Annotated in this window: 20 protein-coding genes and 1 riboswitch; of the genes, 15 read left to right on the top strand and 5 right to left on the bottom strand. The window is 47.1% G+C overall.

The features are described from left to right. Positions 1-220 precede the first annotated feature (220 nt). The 6 genes from ACFSVM_RS20685 to ACFSVM_RS20710 all read left to right on the top strand — a co-directional run bounded on the left by ACFSVM_RS20685 (position 221) and on the right by ACFSVM_RS20710 (position 6,582). Entirely contained in the window at positions 221-1,192 is a 972-nt protein-coding gene (locus ACFSVM_RS20685; protein ID WP_379264255.1) for a metal ABC transporter solute-binding protein, Zn/Mn family, read from the top strand. A 54-nt stretch (positions 1,193-1,246) separates the two neighbouring features. Beyond that, positions 1,247-2,053, top strand: coding sequence for a metal ABC transporter ATP-binding protein (locus ACFSVM_RS20690; protein ID WP_379264257.1), 807 nt, complete (start codon positions 1,247-1,249; stop codon positions 2,051-2,053). 6 nt (positions 2,054-2,059) lie between these two features. Beyond that, positions 2,060-2,992: a metal ABC transporter permease gene (locus tag ACFSVM_RS20695; RefSeq protein WP_379264259.1), complete on the top strand. Its 933-nt coding sequence runs from the start codon at positions 2,060-2,062 to the stop codon at positions 2,990-2,992. A 17-nt stretch (positions 2,993-3,009) separates the two neighbouring features. Next, positions 3,010-3,900, top strand: a complete 891-nt coding sequence (locus tag ACFSVM_RS20700; protein ID WP_379264261.1) for a metal ABC transporter permease — start codon at positions 3,010-3,012, stop codon at positions 3,898-3,900. Between the two features lie 243 nt (positions 3,901-4,143). Next, complete coding sequence (locus ACFSVM_RS20705; RefSeq protein ID WP_256209889.1) at positions 4,144-4,914, top strand: Cof-type HAD-IIB family hydrolase; 771 nt, start codon at positions 4,144-4,146, stop codon at positions 4,912-4,914. A 36-nt stretch (positions 4,915-4,950) separates the two neighbouring features. Further along, a complete protein-coding gene (locus tag ACFSVM_RS20710; RefSeq protein WP_379264264.1) occupies positions 4,951-6,582 on the top strand; it encodes a putative polysaccharide biosynthesis protein in 1,632 nt (543 codons plus the stop codon). A gap of 77 nt (positions 6,583-6,659) precedes the next feature. Here ACFSVM_RS20710 and ACFSVM_RS20715 read toward each other — a convergent pair whose 3' ends face one another. Further along, a complete protein-coding gene (locus ACFSVM_RS20715; RefSeq protein WP_379264266.1) occupies positions 6,660-8,009 on the bottom strand; it encodes a DUF2515 family protein in 1,350 nt (449 codons plus the stop codon). A gap of 73 nt (positions 8,010-8,082) precedes the next feature. Between ACFSVM_RS20715 and ACFSVM_RS20720 the strand changes: the two genes are divergently transcribed. The 7 genes from ACFSVM_RS20720 to ACFSVM_RS20750 all read left to right on the top strand — a co-directional run bounded on the left by ACFSVM_RS20720 (position 8,083) and on the right by ACFSVM_RS20750 (position 14,658). Beyond that, complete coding sequence (locus ACFSVM_RS20720) at positions 8,083-8,427, top strand: thioredoxin family protein (RefSeq protein ID WP_047913551.1); 345 nt, start codon at positions 8,083-8,085, stop codon at positions 8,425-8,427. 245 nt (positions 8,428-8,672) lie between these two features. Next, on the top strand, positions 8,673-9,617 hold the full coding sequence (locus ACFSVM_RS20725; RefSeq protein ID WP_379264268.1) for a COX15/CtaA family protein: 945 nt from the start codon (positions 8,673-8,675) through the stop codon (positions 9,615-9,617). A gap of 271 nt (positions 9,618-9,888) precedes the next feature. Then, positions 9,889-10,632: a Cthe_2314 family HEPN domain-containing protein gene (locus ACFSVM_RS20730; RefSeq protein WP_379264270.1), complete on the top strand. Its 744-nt coding sequence runs from the start codon at positions 9,889-9,891 to the stop codon at positions 10,630-10,632. Positions 10,633-10,755: 123 nt separating this feature from the next. Next, a riboswitch (SAM riboswitch) is annotated at positions 10,756-10,901 on the top strand. 182 nt (positions 10,902-11,083) lie between these two features. Then, a complete protein-coding gene (locus tag ACFSVM_RS20735) occupies positions 11,084-12,100 on the top strand; it encodes a methionine ABC transporter ATP-binding protein (RefSeq protein WP_379264273.1) in 1,017 nt (338 codons plus the stop codon). Then, the gene (locus ACFSVM_RS20740; RefSeq protein ID WP_379264275.1) at positions 12,097-12,765 is read left to right on the top strand and encodes a methionine ABC transporter permease; all 669 of its coding nucleotides are present in this window, start codon (positions 12,097-12,099) and stop codon (positions 12,763-12,765) included. The genes ACFSVM_RS20735 and ACFSVM_RS20740 overlap by 4 nt, the downstream gene beginning before the upstream one ends. Positions 12,766-12,897: 132 nt before the next feature. Then, positions 12,898-13,734, top strand: coding sequence for a MetQ/NlpA family ABC transporter substrate-binding protein (locus ACFSVM_RS20745; protein WP_379264277.1), 837 nt, complete (start codon positions 12,898-12,900; stop codon positions 13,732-13,734). Between the two features lie 147 nt (positions 13,735-13,881). Further along, positions 13,882-14,658, top strand: a complete 777-nt coding sequence (locus ACFSVM_RS20750; protein WP_379264279.1) for an SDR family oxidoreductase — start codon at positions 13,882-13,884, stop codon at positions 14,656-14,658. Between the two features lie 92 nt (positions 14,659-14,750). Here the strand turns inward: ACFSVM_RS20750 and ACFSVM_RS20755 are convergent, their stop codons facing one another. Further along, on the bottom strand, positions 14,751-14,999 hold the full coding sequence (locus tag ACFSVM_RS20755) for a NifU family protein (protein WP_047913558.1): 249 nt from the start codon (positions 14,997-14,999) through the stop codon (positions 14,751-14,753). 81 nt (positions 15,000-15,080) lie between these two features. On the opposite strand from ACFSVM_RS20755, the gene ACFSVM_RS20760 reads away from it, so the two are divergent. After that, positions 15,081-15,332 (top strand): YuzB family protein, encoded by a 252-nt coding sequence (locus tag ACFSVM_RS20760; RefSeq protein ID WP_091161163.1) that lies wholly within the window; start codon positions 15,081-15,083, stop codon positions 15,330-15,332. A 20-nt stretch (positions 15,333-15,352) separates the two neighbouring features. Here the strand turns inward: ACFSVM_RS20760 and ACFSVM_RS20765 are convergent, their stop codons facing one another. Continuing rightward, entirely contained in the window at positions 15,353-16,414 is a 1,062-nt protein-coding gene (locus ACFSVM_RS20765; RefSeq protein ID WP_379264282.1) for an NAD(P)/FAD-dependent oxidoreductase, read from the bottom strand. A 229-nt stretch (positions 16,415-16,643) separates the two neighbouring features. Next, positions 16,644-17,750 carry an aminofutalosine synthase MqnE gene (gene mqnE / locus ACFSVM_RS20770; RefSeq protein WP_379264284.1) on the bottom strand — a complete coding sequence of 369 codons (1,107 nt, stop codon included), beginning with the start codon at positions 17,748-17,750 and terminating at the stop codon, positions 16,644-16,646. A gap of 349 nt (positions 17,751-18,099) precedes the next feature. Here mqnE and ACFSVM_RS20775 point away from each other — a divergent pair, with 349 nt between their 5' ends. Beyond that, the gene (locus ACFSVM_RS20775; protein ID WP_076315026.1) at positions 18,100-18,459 is read left to right on the top strand and encodes a HesB/IscA family protein; all 360 of its coding nucleotides are present in this window, start codon (positions 18,100-18,102) and stop codon (positions 18,457-18,459) included. A 458-nt stretch (positions 18,460-18,917) separates the two neighbouring features. Here the strand turns inward: ACFSVM_RS20775 and ACFSVM_RS20780 are convergent, their stop codons facing one another. Further along, entirely contained in the window at positions 18,918-19,472 is a 555-nt protein-coding gene (locus ACFSVM_RS20780) for a class I SAM-dependent methyltransferase (protein WP_090726834.1), read from the bottom strand. Positions 19,473-19,596: the final 124 nt, after the last annotated feature.

The raw sequence follows: 19,596 nt of genomic DNA on the forward strand, positions 1-19,596 counted from the left end.
AAAGAGGAGTCCAAGCAGGAGAAAATTTCTCTTGCTTTTTTTTGTGGAGTCTAATAATATTTGCACTAAGGAAACATTATTGTACTGGTTTAATAAAAGAGTGCATGTACAAAATTATTTTACTTAAGTAAATAACTTGGCCTAATGCTAAGTTGCTCGTCTAACTATGTCTAACCATTGTCTAACCACACAAAAAATGGGTGAAGGGGAAATGAGAGAAATGAGGAGATTTACAGGTAGAACAGGAAGTAAGCTGCACAAAATGATAATCAGCGTGGCTGTTGTGAGCTCGATGCTCGTATTGGCCGCATGCGGAAATGCTTCGGATGAGGGAAGCTCGGCATCAGCGGATGATAAGCTCCAGATTACAACCACGACAGGGATGATTGCGGATGCAGCCCGCGAGGTTGGCGGTGATCTCGTAGAAGTGACAGGACTTATGGGTCCAGGGGTTGACCCGCATTTATACAAGGCTTCACAGGGAGATATTCAGAAGCTGGAATCTGCCGACGTCATTCTGTATAACGGTTTACATCTTGAAGGTAAAATGTCAGATATCCTGATTAATATTGGCAAGTCAAAGCCCGTGGTTCAGGTAACCAAGGACATTCCCGAAAGTGAGCTGTTGATGGTGCCTTATGGGGACAGCGAGGAAGCAGATCCGCATATCTGGTTTGATGTAGAGAAATGGATTCAGGTTACAGATACGATCCGCAATGCGATGATTGAAGAAGATCCGGACAACACAGACACTTACAACCAACTGGCGGATGCTTATATTGAAGAGCTGAAAGCACTGCATGAAGAGGTAAAGACCCAAATTGCTTCCATTCCAGAACAATCCAGAGTACTTGTTACCGCTCATGATGCATTCGGATATTTTGGCGAAGCATATGACATTGAAGTTGCAGGACTTCAGGGGATCAGTACATCAGCTGAAGCGGGTGCGAGCGATGTCAGCGAGCTGAGAGATTTTCTGGTCGAGAACAAGATCAAAGCCGTATTTGTAGAGTCCAGTATTTCGCCTAAAGCAATGGAAGCGATCGTAGCCGGAGCAGAAGAGAAGGGACATATCGTTTCGATCGGCGGGGAGCTGTTCTCCGATGCAATGGGTCCTGAAGGAACAGAAGAAGGAACGTACATTGGTATGGTAAAGCACAATACGAAGACGATTGTAGATGCACTAAAATAAATAGGAAAGCCTAGTTATAATGGGCCGAAGGCCATTGGAAGGAGTGGAGTGGGGATGAGCTCACTATCGTATGAACAATCAGGAGGAGATCATTCTCAAGGCAGCGAGCAAATTCCGTTTTCGGTACGGAACCTGGCCGTTGCTTATCATAAAAAACCGGTTCTGAGGGATGTAAACTTCAGCGTGCCGGATGGTAAGCTGATTGGTATTCTGGGTCCCAATGGAGCCGGTAAATCTACGCTGATCAAGGCAGCGCTGGGCCTTGTTCCTACAATTAGCGGCGATGTCCGCATATACGGCAAGCCGTATAAGGAGCAGCGCAAACGAATTGGATATGTTCCTCAGCGTGAGTCTGTGGATTGGGATTTCCCAACGAATGCCCTGGATGTCGTCTTAATGGGGCAGTATGGACAGCTGGGCTGGTTTAAGAGACCGGGCAAGAAAGAAAAAGAGCTTGCATATGAATGCTTGAGCAAGGTAGGAATGGCTGAATTCAGCAATCGTCAGATCAGCCAGCTCTCGGGAGGTCAGCAGCAGCGTGTCTTCCTGGCGAGAGCACTTGCGCAGAATGCAGATATTTATTTTATGGATGAGCCGTTTGCAGGCGTTGATGCCACAACAGAGAAGGCGATTATTGCACTGCTCGAGGCACTCAAAAATCAGGGCAAGACCGTTCTTGTTGTACACCACGATCTGGCTACTGTGGAAGAATACTTTGATCATGTACTGCTCTTGAACGGCAGACTGGTTGCTGCCGGACCGACAGCAGAAACCTTCACCCCTGACCTGCTGCAACAGACTTATGGAGGCCGGATTGCCATGATCGGGCACTCCCCATCCGCACCGAAAGATGGAAGGTGAGCCCGCATGTTCGAATGGATAGCTTCTGTAGTGACTGATCCTAATGTCAGATGGATTCTGTTTGGTTCAATGCTGCTCGGCTTCAGCAGCGGACTGATCGGTTCCTTCACCTATCTTCGCAAACAAAGTCTGATCGGTGATACCCTTGCTCACGCAGCACTCCCGGGCATATGCATCGCGTTTATGCTGAGTGGAGTCAAATCCACCTTTTTATTCATGATTGGAGCCCTTGTTGCCGGTTGGATGGCGACCATTGGGATTTCGCTCATAACCCGCTATTCCCGAATCAAGCAGGATACTGCACTGGGTATCGTATTGTCCGTGTTTTTCGGTATTGGTATTGTGCTCCTGACGAAAATTCAGCATGGGGATTACGGAAGTGCCAGCGGGCTGGATAAGTATATGTTCGGCCAGGCAGCTTCCATGGTCAGAAGCGACGTATACATGATGCTGGGAGTATCGGTTCTTCTGCTCATCGTGTGCTGGCTGCTATTCAAGGAGTTCAAGCTGATCAGCTTTGACGCCGGCTTTGCAAGGGGAATGGGTTATCCATCAGCCTTTCTTGAACAGCTGTTATTATTTCTAACCGTGATTGCCGTTGTTGCCGGCGTTCAGGTTGTAGGTGTCGTGCTGGTCGCAGCCTTATTGATTACGCCAGCTGCCGCTGCAAGGTACTGGACGAATGCGCTCGGTCTGATGGTCTGTCTGGCAGGACTGTTTGGAGCAGTTAGCGGAGCACTGGGCACGCTGATCAGTGCAACAACGCCGGATCTTCCTACTGGACCGGTTACCGTGCTGGTCATTACACTGATCTTCGGTGTTTCTGTGCTGATCGCACCGGGGCGGGGGCTGCTCGCCAAAGAAATTAGGAAGTATAGAACCAAAACGGATTACAACAATCAGCAGCAATCGGTAAATCGTGCTGAGGTCAGTAAATAGGAGGGAGGGAATCAATCATGTCAACATTCTGGATTTTGCTAACTGCCATACTGGTTTCCTCGGCCTGTGCACTGCTCGGTACGTTTCTGGTGCTTAGAAAGATGGCCATGGTTGGGGATGCAATCAGCCACGCGGTCCTTCCTGGTATCGCTATTGCCTTTTTAATCAGTGGCCGCGAATCCCTGTGGATCCTTGTCGGCGCTACGGCGGTTGGACTGCTTGCCGTCTTTCTGATTCAGCATCTGGAGTCCAGCGGGCTACAGTCTGATGCTTCCATCGGGATTGTCTTTACAGCTCTGTTCGCCCTTGGCGTCATTCTGATCAGTTTAAATGCACAGAATGTCGACCTTGATCTGGATCACGTATTGTATGGTGAAATTACGTATGTTCAATGGGACCGGCTGATCATTGGAGAAGTGGATCTTGGGCCAAGGGCGGTATGGATGCTCGGAATTACCCTGGCGATTATTCTGACGCTGCTAATTCTGTTCTATAAGCAGTTTAAGCTGGTATCCTTTGACCCTGCGCTGGCAGCGGCTACAGGCATTCCGGTAATGCTGTTCCACTACCTGCTGATGGGCATGGTGTCTATGACCTCGGTCGCTTCATTTGATAGTGTCGGCGCCATCCTTGTTGTCGGCATGCTGATTGTACCTGCGGCGACGGCATATCTGCTCACAGATCGGCTGTCCCATATGCTGGTGATCAGTGTTATTATCGGTGTAATCAGCTCATTTGGCGGCTATTATTCCGCTTTGATCATGGACTCGTCCATTGCCGGATGCATGGTAGCTTCCGCAGGTATTTTGTTTGTGCTGGCCTTCCTGTTCTCTCCACTTCATGGAGTTGTCGTTCGGAAATGGAAACAGAAGCGGGGCAACATGTCAGAAGATCCGCTGGAAGTATAGTTGAATTAGGTGTACGAGAATGTAACATAATGAAATGATGAAGTGACAGGCTGAGATGGAATCTCGCCCTGTCCTTTTTGCATTGTAATTTTTGTTGAACAATCCTGTTTTATGTTAAAATGTCGCTATGCCTCTTGATAGGGCGGCTAAAGGTATGATGAAATTGAATCTAATTGATTCTGCCTCATAGAGATATAAGAACATTGGATAAGAGTTGCAACAAACAAAGGAGGTCGAACCTGCTTGAGTAATCATTATCAGTATAAATTGCTTGCGCTGGATATGGACGGTACACTGCTGACGGATAATCATGAGATATCCCATGAGACGTCTACCTGGATTCATAAAGCGATGGAGGCAGGTATTCATGTCTGTCTGTCCACCGGACGTGCCGCGCATCATGCGCTGCCTTACGGTCAAGAGCTGGGCCTTGAGACACCAATGGTTACGGTGAATGGAAGCGAAGTGTGGAAATCGCCGAATGAGCTGCATATCCGCACACTGCTTGACCCCGAATTGATTAAGAAGATGCATGAAATTGCTGTGAAGCATGACTGCTGGTTCTGGGCTTATTCTGTAGATCAGCTGTTTAATCGTGAGCGCTGGGTGGATGCCATTATGGATCATGAATGGCTGAAATTTGGCTACACCACAGAGGATGATCAGGTGCGTCATGAGATTCTCATGGAGCTCCAGGATCTCGGCGGGCTGCAGATCACCAATTCTTCACCGACCAACCTGGAAGTGAATCCTGCGGGCATATCGAAGGCAAGTGGTGTTGCCGAAGTGTGCAAGCTGCTCGGTATTACAATGGAAGAGGTTGTTGCCGTTGGCGACAGCTTGAACGATCTTGCGGTCATTCAGGCTGTTGGCCTTGGTGTGGCCATGGGGAATGCGCAGGAGACGGTGAAGGAAGCAGCGGATCTTATCGTCGCTTCCAATAATGAAGATGGTATTGTGGAGGTCATTCGTGACCATATGTTGAAGGTAGGTACGACTAAAATACAGCCTTAACGTTTCGCACGGGGAAGGAAGAAGGGAAAGAACGTTTTGTCTAAGAAAGAATCATTTATTAAGGGGACGCTGATTCTGGCTGCAGCGGCATTAGTTGCGCGCGTGCTGGGCCTAGTTCAGCGGGTTCCGCTTGAGCATTTGCTCGGGCCCGTCGGGGATGCTTCGTTCGGTGTCGCAAACAGCGTCTATCTTATGCTTCTTACAGTAGCGACAGCAGGAATTCCGAGCACACTCAGTAAGATGGTATCTGAACGGTATGCACTCGACAAACCGCAGGATGCCAAGAGGGTATATCAGGCTGCGCTTATCTTCGCTGGTTTTGCCGGAATCGTCATGACCATTCTCTTATGGTCGCTCGCTCCATTCTACGCCACCTATGTTGCTCAGGTCCCGGAGGCATCGACAGCGATTCGGGCACTTGCTCCTGCACTGCTGCTGTTTCCGACCATTGCCATGATGCGAGGATACTTCCAGGGCCGTAATAACATGACGGCCGGAGGTATCTCTCAAATCGTGGAGCAATTCGCCCGAGTGGGAACGGCGATTCTGCTTGCGTTCATTCTCTTGCGGCTCGGATATGCCGATGAAGAGGTAGCAGCAGGTGCTTCCTTCGGAGGAGTGCTGGGCAGCGTCGGTGCTTTTGCTGTTATGATGTATTTTGCATTCAAGCAGTCTCGCAAGGACCAGTCGATGGGGCTGGCACTGCATGCAAACACGCAGGTTCCATTATCACGTATCTATCGTGATATCTTTACGCTATCGATTCCTATCGTTCTGTCATCCCTTGCTGTGCCTGTAGTGAATTTCATTGATTCCTCCATCATTAAGCCGCTTATCAGCGGTGATGTCGGATCAGATGCAGCGACCAATCTGCTCGGGATCTTAACGAATCGTGCACAGCCGGTTGCGGGAATTCCACCGATTCTCGCTATTGCGCTTAGTCAGTCGCTTATTCCTATTATCGCCGCAGCTTATGCCAGAAAAGATGAAAGTCATCTGCGCGGACAGGTTACCCTGGCGATGCGAATTGCCATTATGACAGGTATGCCAATGGTCATTGCACTTACCGTTGCTGCATATTCCATCAATGGACTCTTGTTCAGTTCGTTGGAAGGTGCCGGCGTGGTGGCGATGCTGACGTTCGGAACAATCTTCCAGATTACAATGATGACGTCGAATTCCATCCTGCTTGGAATCGGCAAACCCAAAATTACCATGGTTACCGTCTTTATAGGAATCGTGGTGAAGCTTGCCGCGAGCTTTGCGCTTGCACCGTTCTTCGGCATCTATGGCATCATCGCTTCAACAGGTCTCGCATTCCTCATTATTACGTCATTAAATGTGCGTGTTCTGAAGAAAACGGTCAGCTTCTCCATCCTTGGCTCAAGGTGGGCAGGATTTGCTGCAACCGTCGTGCTCTCGGCAGGGATAGGGTACGGGCTTCATCAGCTGGGACTGCGAATGGCTGATCTGATGCCGTCTAGACTTGCTTACTTGATTAACTGCGGAATCGTTGGACTGGCTGTTCTTATCAGCTATTTTGTTCTGCTTATCCTTCTCGGCGTATTGCGAGAGGACGAGCTGAAGAGTTATCCGCGTATCATTCAGAAGGTGCTCCGCCCGCTGATGCGATTGAAGCGTTCTGGTAATCAGGGAGCAAGAGGATAACGGAGTAAGGTTGAATACTACGTATATAGAAAAAAAGGCGTCGTTTCATTACCACATGAAGCGATGCCTTTTGCTATCTATATCAATCGATCCAGGTCATGCATCATGGCCAGCTTGGATAGACTGTTCCTATGCTCATGGCTGATCTCGAACAGCTTGGGTCGTCTTGGAACGGTCAGATGACCGAGACTATCGGTTTGAGTCAGCCAGTCTTCCCGTGATATTTTCTCATACGGCAAGTCCTGCCAAACGTTTAATAGTTTTGGGCTGTACAGCTTGTTCCCTGACGGGAGCGCTTCATTACGGCTCAGCATAGGAGATACGAGAGCCTCGTGTGTAGAGAGCTCTTTTTGATCTGTGAAAAACTTAGGCCAGTATTCACTTCTTGAGCCTTCATGAGGGACGGCATATGCATAAGCAGCAGCCCGGTCCAGCACCTGCTCGTGTCCAAATAGCAGCGCATACAGATTCTTGCCAAAAGCAATCCGCTCATGCACCTTACTGAAATTCGACAAGGTCAAGCCAACGAGCTCCTCATTGATACCGAGCGGGATGACAATATGGTTCAGCCCCGCAATTTCATGTGAACGAAAGGACAGAGTAGAAGTCACATGGTGCTGGTAGAACGAATTGCGTATGACGCGATACTCAATATAATTCTGTTCATTAATGATGAGTCCAACCGTCAGCAGTGCACTGTCCCTATTCAGCCAGAAATGCTCCCAGAAGGGAACCATGAAGGAGGAAATGTGAAACTCCGATAGCAAATGAAAGTAGCTCCGGCCCTTTTCCTTACTTTTCATATATAGCAGCAGCTGTGGGTAAGCGTCTTGAAAAATAAGTGCGTTGCACCGTTCAAGCAGCAGGTATACCCTTTCTTTTTCTTGGTCATTCAGGATGGTCTTCAGCAATCCGCTGTGTAGATCTGTCATATTGTATCCACCGTTCCGGGATACGAAGTGAGCGAGAAGTGCCCAGTGCAGCTCCGGATAAGACTTGTAGCAGGCGAGGTAAGCTGCTGTTCTTGAGATATTGCTCCGGTTGTGATATTTCGTCAGCTCTTTGATCTCCTGAACGAGCTCCAGCTCCTCTACACTGTAAGGGTCAAGCTGGCTGCTCCGAAGGGAGGCTGTCTGAACACCAGACGTTCTCACACTTGCCATCATATGCTCAAGCTGTTGCTGTATCTGTACGGCAGAAGACGTCTGCCACGTCAGGGAGAGAAGTGGATGACGCAGTTTTTTGGAGGCTTCCCAGGCTGATCTCTTCCCAGTGATCATTTCCTTGATCGTGACCGGAATCGTTGTAATCAGCTGCCAAATAGAAGGCTTGGCCTGCGCTTGGTAATCTGGATGGTCCATCATCATATCTCCCTTTCGTTGAATCGTCTCACGATGCTTACTTACGATGTTTACTAGTATGCACACAAAATTTGACTTCCACTCTATTGTTTGCTTCACTAAGGTTAGATAAAGGTAAATAGCAGAAAGGATGGTACACATGAAATTAATGAATTCCAAAGCTGAATTTGACGTATCTATACAATCCTCCAACCTGGTCGTTGCTGTATTTAAGGCGGATTGGTGCGGTGACTGCACCTATATCAATCCATTTATGCCAGAGGTAGAGGAGAAATATGCCGATTCCTTATCGCTTATTCAGGTTGATGTGGATAAAGTGGAGGAGGTTAGTCAGGAGCAGAATATTCTGGGCATTCCGAGCTTTGTCGCATACACGGATGGCCGGGAACTGATTCGTTTCGTCAATAAAAACCGTAAATCACGCGAGGAGATTGAGACCTTCCTGGATCGTGCGGTTGAAGTGTACAAGTCCATTCATAAATAAGAAACTATAAAAAAACACCGTTCTCCTTCTTTCGAAGGGAGCGGTGTTTTGCTGTGTAATGATGGATATACTGAGATTAGTGCAATGAATTGTGATTGATTTGGCAGCTCAGGGTTTTATGAAATAGATATTATGCGTTAACATTTTGTCACAATCGGTTTATGCTGCGGATTCTTTTATCCGTTATAATTGAAAAAGAGCTGATGGATAGCTTCATCATATTTCATAACAGCAGGTGAATGAAGTTGAAACATATCAAATTGTTAAAATGGGTCAGTTTCGTGACGACCATATTTATGTTTTTTGCCACCTTTGGCGGTGGAGTCGTTACCCGAACCGAGTCCGGACTCGGCTGCGGCAATGAGTGGCCGTTATGTCATGGTAAATTTGTACCAGCACACACGCTTGCTTCACTTATTGAGTATTCCCATCGCATAGTGAGTTCAACAGCCGGGTTACTTGCGGTAGCGACCTTTGTACTATTCTGGCTGTACAGCAAGAAACGCCGTGATTTACAGATATTTGCGCTATTGACGTTAATATTTGTCATTATCCAAGGAGCAATGGGTGCACTCGCCGTTGTCTTCTCCCAATCTCCACCCGTGATGGCACTGCACCTTGGGTTTGCGTTTATCTCGCTTGCGAGTGCACTTATGACAACGCTTGGGGCCAGACAGGAAGAGAAGTTTGGAGGTCTTGAACGGTTTGACAGACTCCCGCGTGTCAGTAAGGGCTTCCGTAATCTGGTATGGATTACCGCGATCTATTCCTATGTGGTTGTCTATACGGGCGCTTTTGTAAGTCATACGAGCTCTGCAGGTGGCTGCTCCGGCTTCCCTCTATGTAATGGGGAGGTTGTGCCTCAGTTGTCTGGCGGAGTCGGCATAGCCTTTATGCACCGGGCAGCTGCATTTCTGCTGGTAGCTGTCGTTGCTGTGCTCAGTCACTATGCTTACCGGCACCACAAGAATAATCGGGAAATGCAGGTGCTTGGTCTGTCCGCGATCGGTCTAATTATTCTTCAGGTGCTCTCTGGTGTTGGACTAATGCTGACGATGAATCGTCCTGAAGTCTACATGTTCGTCGTACTGGCACATATGACGATCATTGCCGTTTTGTTCGGTATGCTGTGTTATATGAGCTATGTCGTTTGGAGACTTGCCAAGCCCGCAGGCAGTAACAAGCTGTAACAGAAGCAAGCTGATATAAGGGAAGCGAACCGTTTCTTTTCGGGCAGCGTTCTGCTGCCCGGCATACATAACTTAGGCGTATGTCCCGCCCTTGTTAAGCCTTCGGAGATGTTCTCCGCAGGCTTTTGTTTTCAAAATGCTTGATAACTGGGTACATATCTTGCATGAATCCACCTCTAATCCATCATTTTATCCTTCAGGATCAAGTTATGGTTGTGAGGTGCAGAATTCGGGAAATATAAGCTGCACAGATGCACAGGAGGACACGCATATGCTTCGAACTTTATTGGGAGAGCCCGCCCGGGTTAACACCGGAGAACTAAAAGAAGCCATGGATACCATGGCGAAGACACTGCAGCTGCTTGGAGCGGCTATAGATCGAGGAAACGACCCTTCACATGATTATCGCAAGCTCGATATTTGGACCCGAGGTCTGATGACCTCACTTGATGAACTGGAGCAGAGCACTTTTGCCGCTTCTTTCTTTGCCGCTAAAGTTCACTCCTCCTCAACAGAAGATATGGAACCGGATGAGAAAGCGGATTACGCACGTTATGTTTATTTTTACAAGGATGGCTTTATTCGTATGTTTGCTATCCTCGATAAGCTTGGTAACCTGCTGGATGACTGGTATGAGCTTCATACTTCCAAGGTGAAGGTGCATTTCTCGTACTTTACGGTTCTTCGTCAATTTGAATATTTGAAGCAGCATATGCCGCTTGTTCAGCAGCTGAACGATCTTAAGGATCAATATTCGGACTCGATGAACCGGCTTCGTAAACGAAGAAATACAGAGATCCATCACATGAATGTAGAGATGGTGGATGATCTGTGGCAGAAGCATCAGACCCTTCATGGCAAGGTTGAGCTGGAGGATTTGAGGTCCTTTACACAGGATCTTGAACTGGGACTGGAGCTGGTATCCAAGAGCGTGACGGCGGCATTTCATTATATTAATAACAACTGGCAGAAGAGCACACCCAAGTCCAAAAACTCTGTTAAATCCTCATCATAAGAAATCCGATAAAAATAATGTAATATTTTCCTTTGACAAGTGGTGTAAAGTATTTTATACTTTCACTTAGTTTCTGAAATTGCTGAAATGAATAAGTGAGTTAAACACACAATTGCATATATGTTCTTATCGAGAGTGGCGGAGGGACAGGCCCTATGAAGCCCGGCAACCGATTCTGTATTGTAGTCAGTAAGACTGCTGTACCTGAATGACATGGTGCTAAATCCTTCAAGACCGTGAGGTTACTTACGGATCTTGGCAGATGAGAAGGAATCGCTTAATGATAACAAGCCCCTTTTTGTCTAGCAAAAAGGCGGCTTTTTCTTTTTATCAGATATTATTCCACGAGGGATTCGGGTAGAAAGCAAGGCATACGGGTAAAACAAGTGTAAAGAAATAGAAGCTCTGACATAGAGAAGAACGGACTGCAGTAAGTAAGGAGGTACCTCATTTGATCGAACTAAAAAATATTAAAAAGGACTATGGCAAAGGAAAACAGGTCACGACGGCCTTATCCGGGCTTAATCTGTCCATTCAAAAGGGTGAAATCTTCGGCGTCATCGGTCATTCTGGCGCAGGGAAGAGCACGCTGATTCGTTTAATTAATTTGCTTGAGCGGCCTACTGCCGGTGAGGTATGGGTCGGCGGCATAAACATGACCAGGCTTGGCAAACAGCAGCTGCAGGCGAGACGCCGCAAGATCGGTATGATTTTTCAGCATTTCAATCTGCTCAGTTCAGCTACTGTATATGATAATATCGCGTTTCCTCTACGGCTCGTGAAGACCAATCAGGCAGAAGTTGATCGTAAAGTGAAGGAGCTGCTAGAGCTGGTTGGCCTGACCGAGCATAGTAAGAAGTATCCTTCTCAGCTCTCAGGCGGTCAGAAGCAGCGCGTTGGCATCGCACGTGCGCTGGCAAGTGACCCGGAAGTGCTGCTATGTGATGAGGCAACCTCAGCACTGGATCCGCAGACGACGAATTCTATACTTAAACTGCTGCTGGATATCAACAAACGCTTTAATCTGACCATAGTATTGATTACGCATGAGATGCATGTGATTCAGTCGATCTGTGATCGTGTCGCGGTCATTCATCAGGGCGGAATTGTGGAAGAGGGTCCGGTGACGGAAGTGTTCCTCAAGCCGCAGCATCCTGTAACCCAGGACTTTATTCTACGTGAAACAGATTCGGGCGACCTGCTCGGTGAAGCTATTATGGCGACGCATTTAGAGCATTCCCAAACGGTCAAAATTACGTTTCTTGGAAGCAAAACGTATGATTCGATTCTGTCGCAGACGGCTAGAAGGCTTGGTATTGATTTTGCCATTCTGCAAGGAACCATCTCAACTATTAAGCAAGTACCTTACGGACAGCTTACGGTAAGACTTGAAGGTCCTCCTGAGCTGATTCGCAGTACGATAGATGAGCTAGTATTACAGGGACTAGAAGTGGAGGTGGTAGTATGATGGGGCTTGATTTTTCCGTCATCAACTGGGATGAATTCCAGAAGGCCACTTTAGATACATTAAAGATGCTGGGTGCATCCGGATTATTTTCCATTCTTATTGGTCTTCCGCTGGGCATTATTTTGTTCATGACTTCCCGTTCCACATCCGGAATCAGCAGGGCTGTTTACAATGTGCTGTCTGTGATTGTCAACATATTGCGGTCCGTTCCATTCATCATTCTGATTGTGGCGATGATTCCGATTACGAAAGAAATTGTAGGGACGGCGATCGGTGTTATCGGTACGATTCCTCCGCTTGTTGTAGGGGCAGCGCCGTTCTTTGCCAGACTTGTTGAGACTGCGCTTCGTGAAGTCGACCGCGGTGTCATTGAGGCCTCACAGGCAATGGGCGCATCGACGGGTCAGATTATTTGGAAGGTGCTGATGCCGGAATCTCTGCCAGGTCTGCTTGCAGGGATGACCATGACCATTGTTACGCTCGTATCCTACACAGCGATGTCGGGGATGGTCGGTGGTGGAGGGCTGGGAGCTCTGGCCGTCAACTACGGGTACTACCGCTATGAGAATGAAGTGATGATTATTGCTGTTATTATCATGATTGTGCTCGTACAAGCACTACAGATGATTGGGGATCGCTTGGTGAAGCATTTTACTCGGAGATAATGGAGCAACTGTAAGTTCGTATTTAGGCGTATTTAATGAGAAATCTTAAGCTTACTTTGGATTTAGGGTATGGACAATGTATGGTTCATCCTTTATCACATATATCGAGATTATATAGGAGGGTCATCTGTAATGAAAAAATGGTTCTTATCTGCATTAACTCTAACTCTGGTTCTGGTACTGGCAGCATGCGGCAACGATTCCGCTCCCGATACAACAGGAAGTGAAGGCACGGGAGGCACAGAAGAAACAGTAACCTTGAAGGTCGGTGCAACACCAGTTCCACACGCTGAAATTCTGGAGCAAGTCAAGCCAATCCTTGAAGAGCAAGGCGTTAACTTGGAAATTGTTACTTTCAACGACTATGTACAGCCGAACGTACAGCTTGATGAAGGTCAGCTCGATGCAAACTTCTTCCAGCACAAGCCTTATCTGGATAACGAAATCGAGACACGTGGTCTTAAGCTGACGGCTCTCAATCCGGTACATGTGGAGCCGCTTGGTGCTTACTCGAATACGATTACCTCTGCAGATGAGCTGCAGGACGGAGCAAAGATTGCCATTCCGAACGATGCAACCAACGGCGGCCGTGCCCTTATTCTTCTGGACAAGAACGGTATCATTAAATTGACAGACAACACCAACATTGAATCCAAGATCAGCGATATTGCAGAGAATCCAAAAAACTTGGAAATTATTGAGATGGATGCAGCGATGCTTCCTCGTCAGCTTGGTGAAGTAGAGCTTGCTGTCATCAACGTTAACTATGCGCTTGAAGCAGATCTTAACCCGCTGGAAGACGCTCTTTTCCTTGAAGATGCTGACTCACCATATGCAAACCTGCTCGTATCCCGCGAGGATAACAAAGACAATGAGGCAGTTCAGAAGCTGAATGAAGCTCTTCAATCCGATGCGATTAAACAGTTCATTGAAGATAATTATGCTGGAGCTATCGTACCTGCATTTTAATTCAATAAGATGATAAACAGTCCCGTTCGGTACTTTGATGTTAAAAAAGTGCCGGACGGGACTGTTTCGTATGCCGTTCCTTTCATTCTGTCCTTCCCTATATTATACTGAAATAGGTAACCGCTCTTGTTAGAAGGAGGAAGGGATTTGGACAATAAAGTCGCCCTTATTACGGGAAGTGCGAAGGGCCTTGGCAAGATGACAGCTCTTCGGCTGGCTGCTGAAGGCTTCGATATTGCATTAAATTATGTGCATAGCAGGAAGGAAGCGGAAGCTCTTCAAGCAGAGATCATGGAGCTTGGTGTGCGTTGTATTGCGGTACAAGCGGATGTCTGTATAGCCGATGATACAGAGCGACTCGTCACCACGGTTGAGAAGGAACTTGGAGAAGTGGACATACTGATTAACAATGCAGGACCGTTCATTCGTGAGCGGAGGCTGTTTGCTGAATATAAGCAAGAAGAGATCATGATGCTGATGCAGGGCAATTTGGTCGGTACGATGCTCCTTGATCATCGGGTGCTGCCTTCCATGCGGCGCAAGAAATGGGGACGTATCATTCACTTTGGATTCAGCCATGCAGGAGAGGCAAGATCCTGGCCGCAGCGGGCGGTGTATGCGGCTGCCAAGGTAGGGCTGGTTTCATTTACGAAGACATTGGCCGTCGAGGAAGCACCCTATGGAATTACAGTGAATATGATCTGTCCGGGGGATATTAGAGGAGATCATAAGGAAATGACGATTGAAGCGGTCAGCGGGCTCATTGATAAGGAGACCCCTCGAGGCAGACCTGGCAGCGGAGAAGACGTTGCAAGAGTCATTCATTTCTTGTGTCTGGAGCAATCGGACTTTATTACCGGCAATATTATGGATATTTCCGGCGGATTGGATCCGATAAGACCGACCATTAAGGATGGAGATTGAGCACGAGAAGTCAGAAGTGCCTCAAAAAAAAGAGTCCCGGCTTCTGCACATGACAGAAGCTTCGGGACTCTCTTATATGATGGTATGGGATATTAGAATACTTGAACGACTTCTTCTACGCCTTCGACTTCTTCGACTAGCGCGCGTTCGATCCCTGCTTTTAGTGTGATGGTGGAGCTTGGGCAACTACCGCAAGCACCCATCAATTTCAGTTTCACAATACCGTCTTCGACATCGACCAATTCCACGTCACCGCCATCGCGCTGCAGGAACGGACGAAGTTTATCGAGCACGTCAGAGACTTCATCATACATGGTGCTGCTTTGTACGTTTTCGCTCATATTATCAACTCCTTTCCTTCCCTTTATTATAGTATAAATTACGCCAAAATAAAATGGTCAAACCAAAAGCAGGTGAATAAAATGAGACCGATTATAGAATTTTGTACCAACAATATGCATTTTGGTACGGATGAGCTCTTTGAAGAGCTTGAAGAGAACATGGACTATGATGTCATCGAATACGGCTGCCTCAGCAATTGCGGACAATGCAGCATTACCCCTTTTGCACTGGTCAATGGTGAAGTTATCACCGCAGCCAGCCCTAAAGAACTGCATGAAGCCATTTTGTCCAAAATCGCTGAAGCTGACGCATGGGATGACTTGGATATATGAGTTAACCCGCTTGGTTTCAGCTAGCCAAGATGACGTTTCGACATCCAGAGAACACCGCTCTTTAGAATACGCGGAACACGCCCCATCATGGAGGTCTTACCCATGAGCCCAAATCCGGCTTTTTTGCCTAGTGCACCCAGTGTGCCTCTCAGGCGAAGTGCCTCGATTTTGGGCTCTTCGTTTCTTAGAAGAGCAGAAATGACATGCGCAATCTGCTCACCTTGCACTTCAGCTGCTTGGGCGCTTGGGGCAAAAGGCAGGCTCGCACAGTCTCCGACAACATAGACTTCTTTGTATTCTGGAATCTGGTAGTACTCGTTCAATTTCACACGACCGCTTGGATCTTTCTCAACAGGCAGATCCTGCACCAATTGTACAGGCTGGATTCCTGCCGTCCACACAATGGCATCTGTCATAATTTCCTCATCCCGGTTATAGATCGAGCCAGGCTCAACACGGGATACAGAAATATGATTCTTGATCTCTACTTGATGCTCACTGAACCACTCACCCACGTAAGCAGACAAACGCTGTGGAAATGCAGAGAGAACACGTTCGCCGCGATCAAGTATGGTTACGTTTAGATCAGCGCGGCTTTCTCTTATTTCCGCTGCCATCTCAACTCCGCTTAAGCCGCCGCCCACAATGTGCACATTGGCGTAAGGCTTGAGCTCACTTAGACGCATATAAGTTTCACGAGTGCTCTTGAAGCTTTGAATTGTGCAGCTATACTCCTCGGCACCTGGAGTGCCATGGAAACGATCGGTGCAGCCAAGGCCGATGACGAGCTGATCATATTCAATCGTTTCTTCATTTTGAATGGAGATGGATTTTGCATCCAGATCAATGCTCGTCACTTCACCATATCGATATTCCAATTGATGATGAACTGGGTACTGTACACGAAGATCATAATCAGACACGGTTCCGGCTGCCAGTGCATAGTATTCTGTCTTCAGACCCTGAAAAGGCATGCGGTCGACCAGCGTGATATGGACATCCTTTGGCAATGGACCTTCAATCAAGTGTTTAACAATAGTGAGGCCGCCGTAGCCGCCTCCAAGTACAACAATATTCTTCATAGCGAAAAAACTCCCTTTCCTGATGTGCACCCACATAAAAAAGAAGCTGTCTGTTGTCTGGTTATAAAATAATATAGAATCGACAGTCCAATATTATGGGTAACGTCGTCTTTGTTGTTATTGTATGGGCTGGCATTCGTGCATAAGTAAGGATCAGCCCCTGCTCGGGAACTGATCCGTTAATAATAAGAAGTACGTAGATGGGAGAGTCAACTGATCTTATTCGATCTTATTCAAATACTTCAATCTCGTTATAGAACGTATCCCGTTCAACAGGAACACGTCCTGCTCCTTTAACGAGCCAGATCAGCTCCTTGCGGGTCAGTCCCGCTGGAGTCAGAGCACCTGCTGCGTGACTGATCTGTTCACGGACAATTGTGCCATGTACGTCAGAGGCCCCGAAGCTTAAGGAGACCTGAGTCAGCTGAGCACCAATATTAATAAAGTAGGCTTTAATGTGGTCAAAATTATCTAGCATGAGTCTTGAGATCGCAATGGTCTTCAGATCCTCATAAGCGGAATTACGGCGCATGATGCCGGCGTTCTTGCTCTTCGGCTGCATGGATAGCGGGATAAATACGAGGAACCCCTTCGTCTCATCCTGCAGCTCGCGAATTTGCAGCATATGGTTAATCCGGTCTTCATAGGATTCCACAGATCCATACAGCATCGTGGTGTGTGTCTTCATGCCGAGCTGATGAGCTGTGCGGTGAACCTCCAAATAACGGTCTACATTTGCCTTGGTCACCTTCATTTTTCTACGATATTCATCGGAGAGGATTTCTGCCCCGCCCCCGGTAAGAGATTGGAGTCCAGCCTTCATGAGCTCCTGCAGTACTTCCTTGATGCTAAGACCGCTGATGCGGGTGAAGAAATCAATCTCAGCGGCAGTATAGGCTTTCAGTGTTACATTCGGATATTTCTCGTTTAAAGCAGCAAGGGAATCGACATAATATTGAAAAGGCACATGCTGATTATGCCCGCCGACGATATGGAATTCCCGTACTCCCGGATGAATGTGCTGCTCCACATAATCAATCATTTCTTGCCCGGACAGCGTGTAAGAGCCTTCCTCGCCTTGATCTTTGCGGAAGTTGCAGAAGGCACAGCGTGCCTCACACACATTGGTGAAATAAAGGCTCATATTTTCGATAAAATAAACTTTCTTTCCGTTCTTGCGAAGATTTACTTCGTTAGCAAGCTGTCCGATCGTTAGCAGATCGTCGCTCTCATACAAGTAAACACCATCTTCAAGCGTAAGACGCTGACCATTCTGAACCTTCTTTATGATGGCAGCCATCTTCGAGTCCGTATGTGGTGTAATAAGGGTGGACATGCGCATTCCTCCTAGTCCGTACTTTTTTGGTTTGTGCTGTGACCATTAATTCATGCTCTCACATAGGTTTACCCGTAGGAGTCCCAAGATCAATCTTCAATAATGAATGGTTGTGAAAAAAGTTACAACTACATTTATGACAGCAACTGGATACACTGTGACAAAATATCGACAGTTTGGCCTCAAATACCTTACCTATTATAAACCTCACATTTCTTAGGTTCAATATCTGGAAATAAAAAGAATGCATTCTTAATAAAAAGCATACCGAAATGCGGATAGGTAACTCTTGAGGTACGAAAGTCACTGGAGTATAATTTAGTTATCAGGAAAGAAGGAGGTAAGACTTATGATTACAATTAGCGAGACAGCGGCAGAGCATCTGAAAGATATGCTTGAACAGCAGGAAACACCGAACATGTTCCTCCGTCTTGGTGTGACACCGGGAGGCTGCACAGGGTTCTCCTATGCGATGGGTTTTGATGATAACGAAACAGACGATGATGTATATATGACAATTCAAGATATGAAAGTAGTCGTGGAGAAGGACAGCCTTCGCTTCCTCGACGGACTTGAAATCGACTTTGAAGAATCCGGTATGACGGGCGGGTTCACCATTCATAATCCGAACGCGATTGCGACTTGTGGGTGTGGTTCTTCCTTCCGTACAGCTACGGACGCGGGTAAACCGAACGAAGAGCCTTGCTAAGACGGGAATTTAAAGTGTCTTTATAGTGTCTAACCATGAAACGGACCTTCTGAGCTATGTAAGCAGTATGCTTATTTAGTTCAGAAGGTTTTTCGTTTATTATGAATTATAAAATCAGATAAGTCAGCATAGAGGGGAGCTTGGCAGTGTGAGTTGGTTCTTTGCAGGTGTTTTTTGGCTGGTTTCTTTATCGGCCTTCCTTTTTGGGTTAAATTTAACAAGAGAATTACATAAGAGCACAGACTATTCGGTCAGCACCGTTTCATTCCATTTCTCAAACGAATCCCCAGCAGGGTGGTTTCTTGGTGTGATCTTTTCCTCAATTCCAGGGCTAATTATAGGCTTCTTTAGCATCCTTCCTTGGTGGCTTGCAAGGACTGTTCTTTTTGGAATTAGCATTATAATGTTTCTATTAGGAATCAACGTATTGAAAATATTGTAACTACTTTTATCAGATTCTAAAGTTTCTTGGCATCCACGATAAGAGACACGAACCCGAGCTGGTCTCCTGTATTCCTATGGTCAAATCGTTTGGAGCGGTAGATGAATCCGTCCTGCGCATTCCACTCCTTTTCATGAAACTCGCCTTGCTCATCGCAATATTCCAGTAAAGAAACTATAAAGCCAGCCTCTTCAAACATGGACGAAAGCGTTCTGTAATTGTGGACTATTTTGTGACTGGCTGCTGGATGGTCGCAAGGACCGGGACCACCAACTTGGACGGCTTGTTGATAAGCTGCATCAGGAAAAAAACCATCCGGCACCGCACAGCGAACATAACCACCGGTCCTCAAATATTTGAAGCAAGTCTTCGCAGCTTGGACCCCCTCTTCGTAGCTTAAATGCTCCCATACATGCTCAGCTAGAATAACTTTGATGGAGTCTGGACGAAATTGGCTCCGCCAATGTTCCTTATTCAGCAGGTTCAACTCCGACTCCTGTGTCTCCATCCAGCCGGGATTATTGCTGTATGCACCAGAACCAATCACTACTCTTATACCTACGTTTGCCATAGAAATCCCCCTCACACAGGTTATCCAGTGTTAGTATATCGGCACCCATAGAAAGCCGTACATAGAAGGATGTGACCTCCATATGGAGTTTTGAGGATGACTTCATGTTTCGAGGCGAATTTCC

This window comes from Paenibacillus shunpengii, assembly GCF_042684905.1.
Classification (GTDB): domain Bacteria; phylum Bacillota; class Bacilli; order Paenibacillales; family Paenibacillaceae; genus Paenibacillus; species Paenibacillus shunpengii.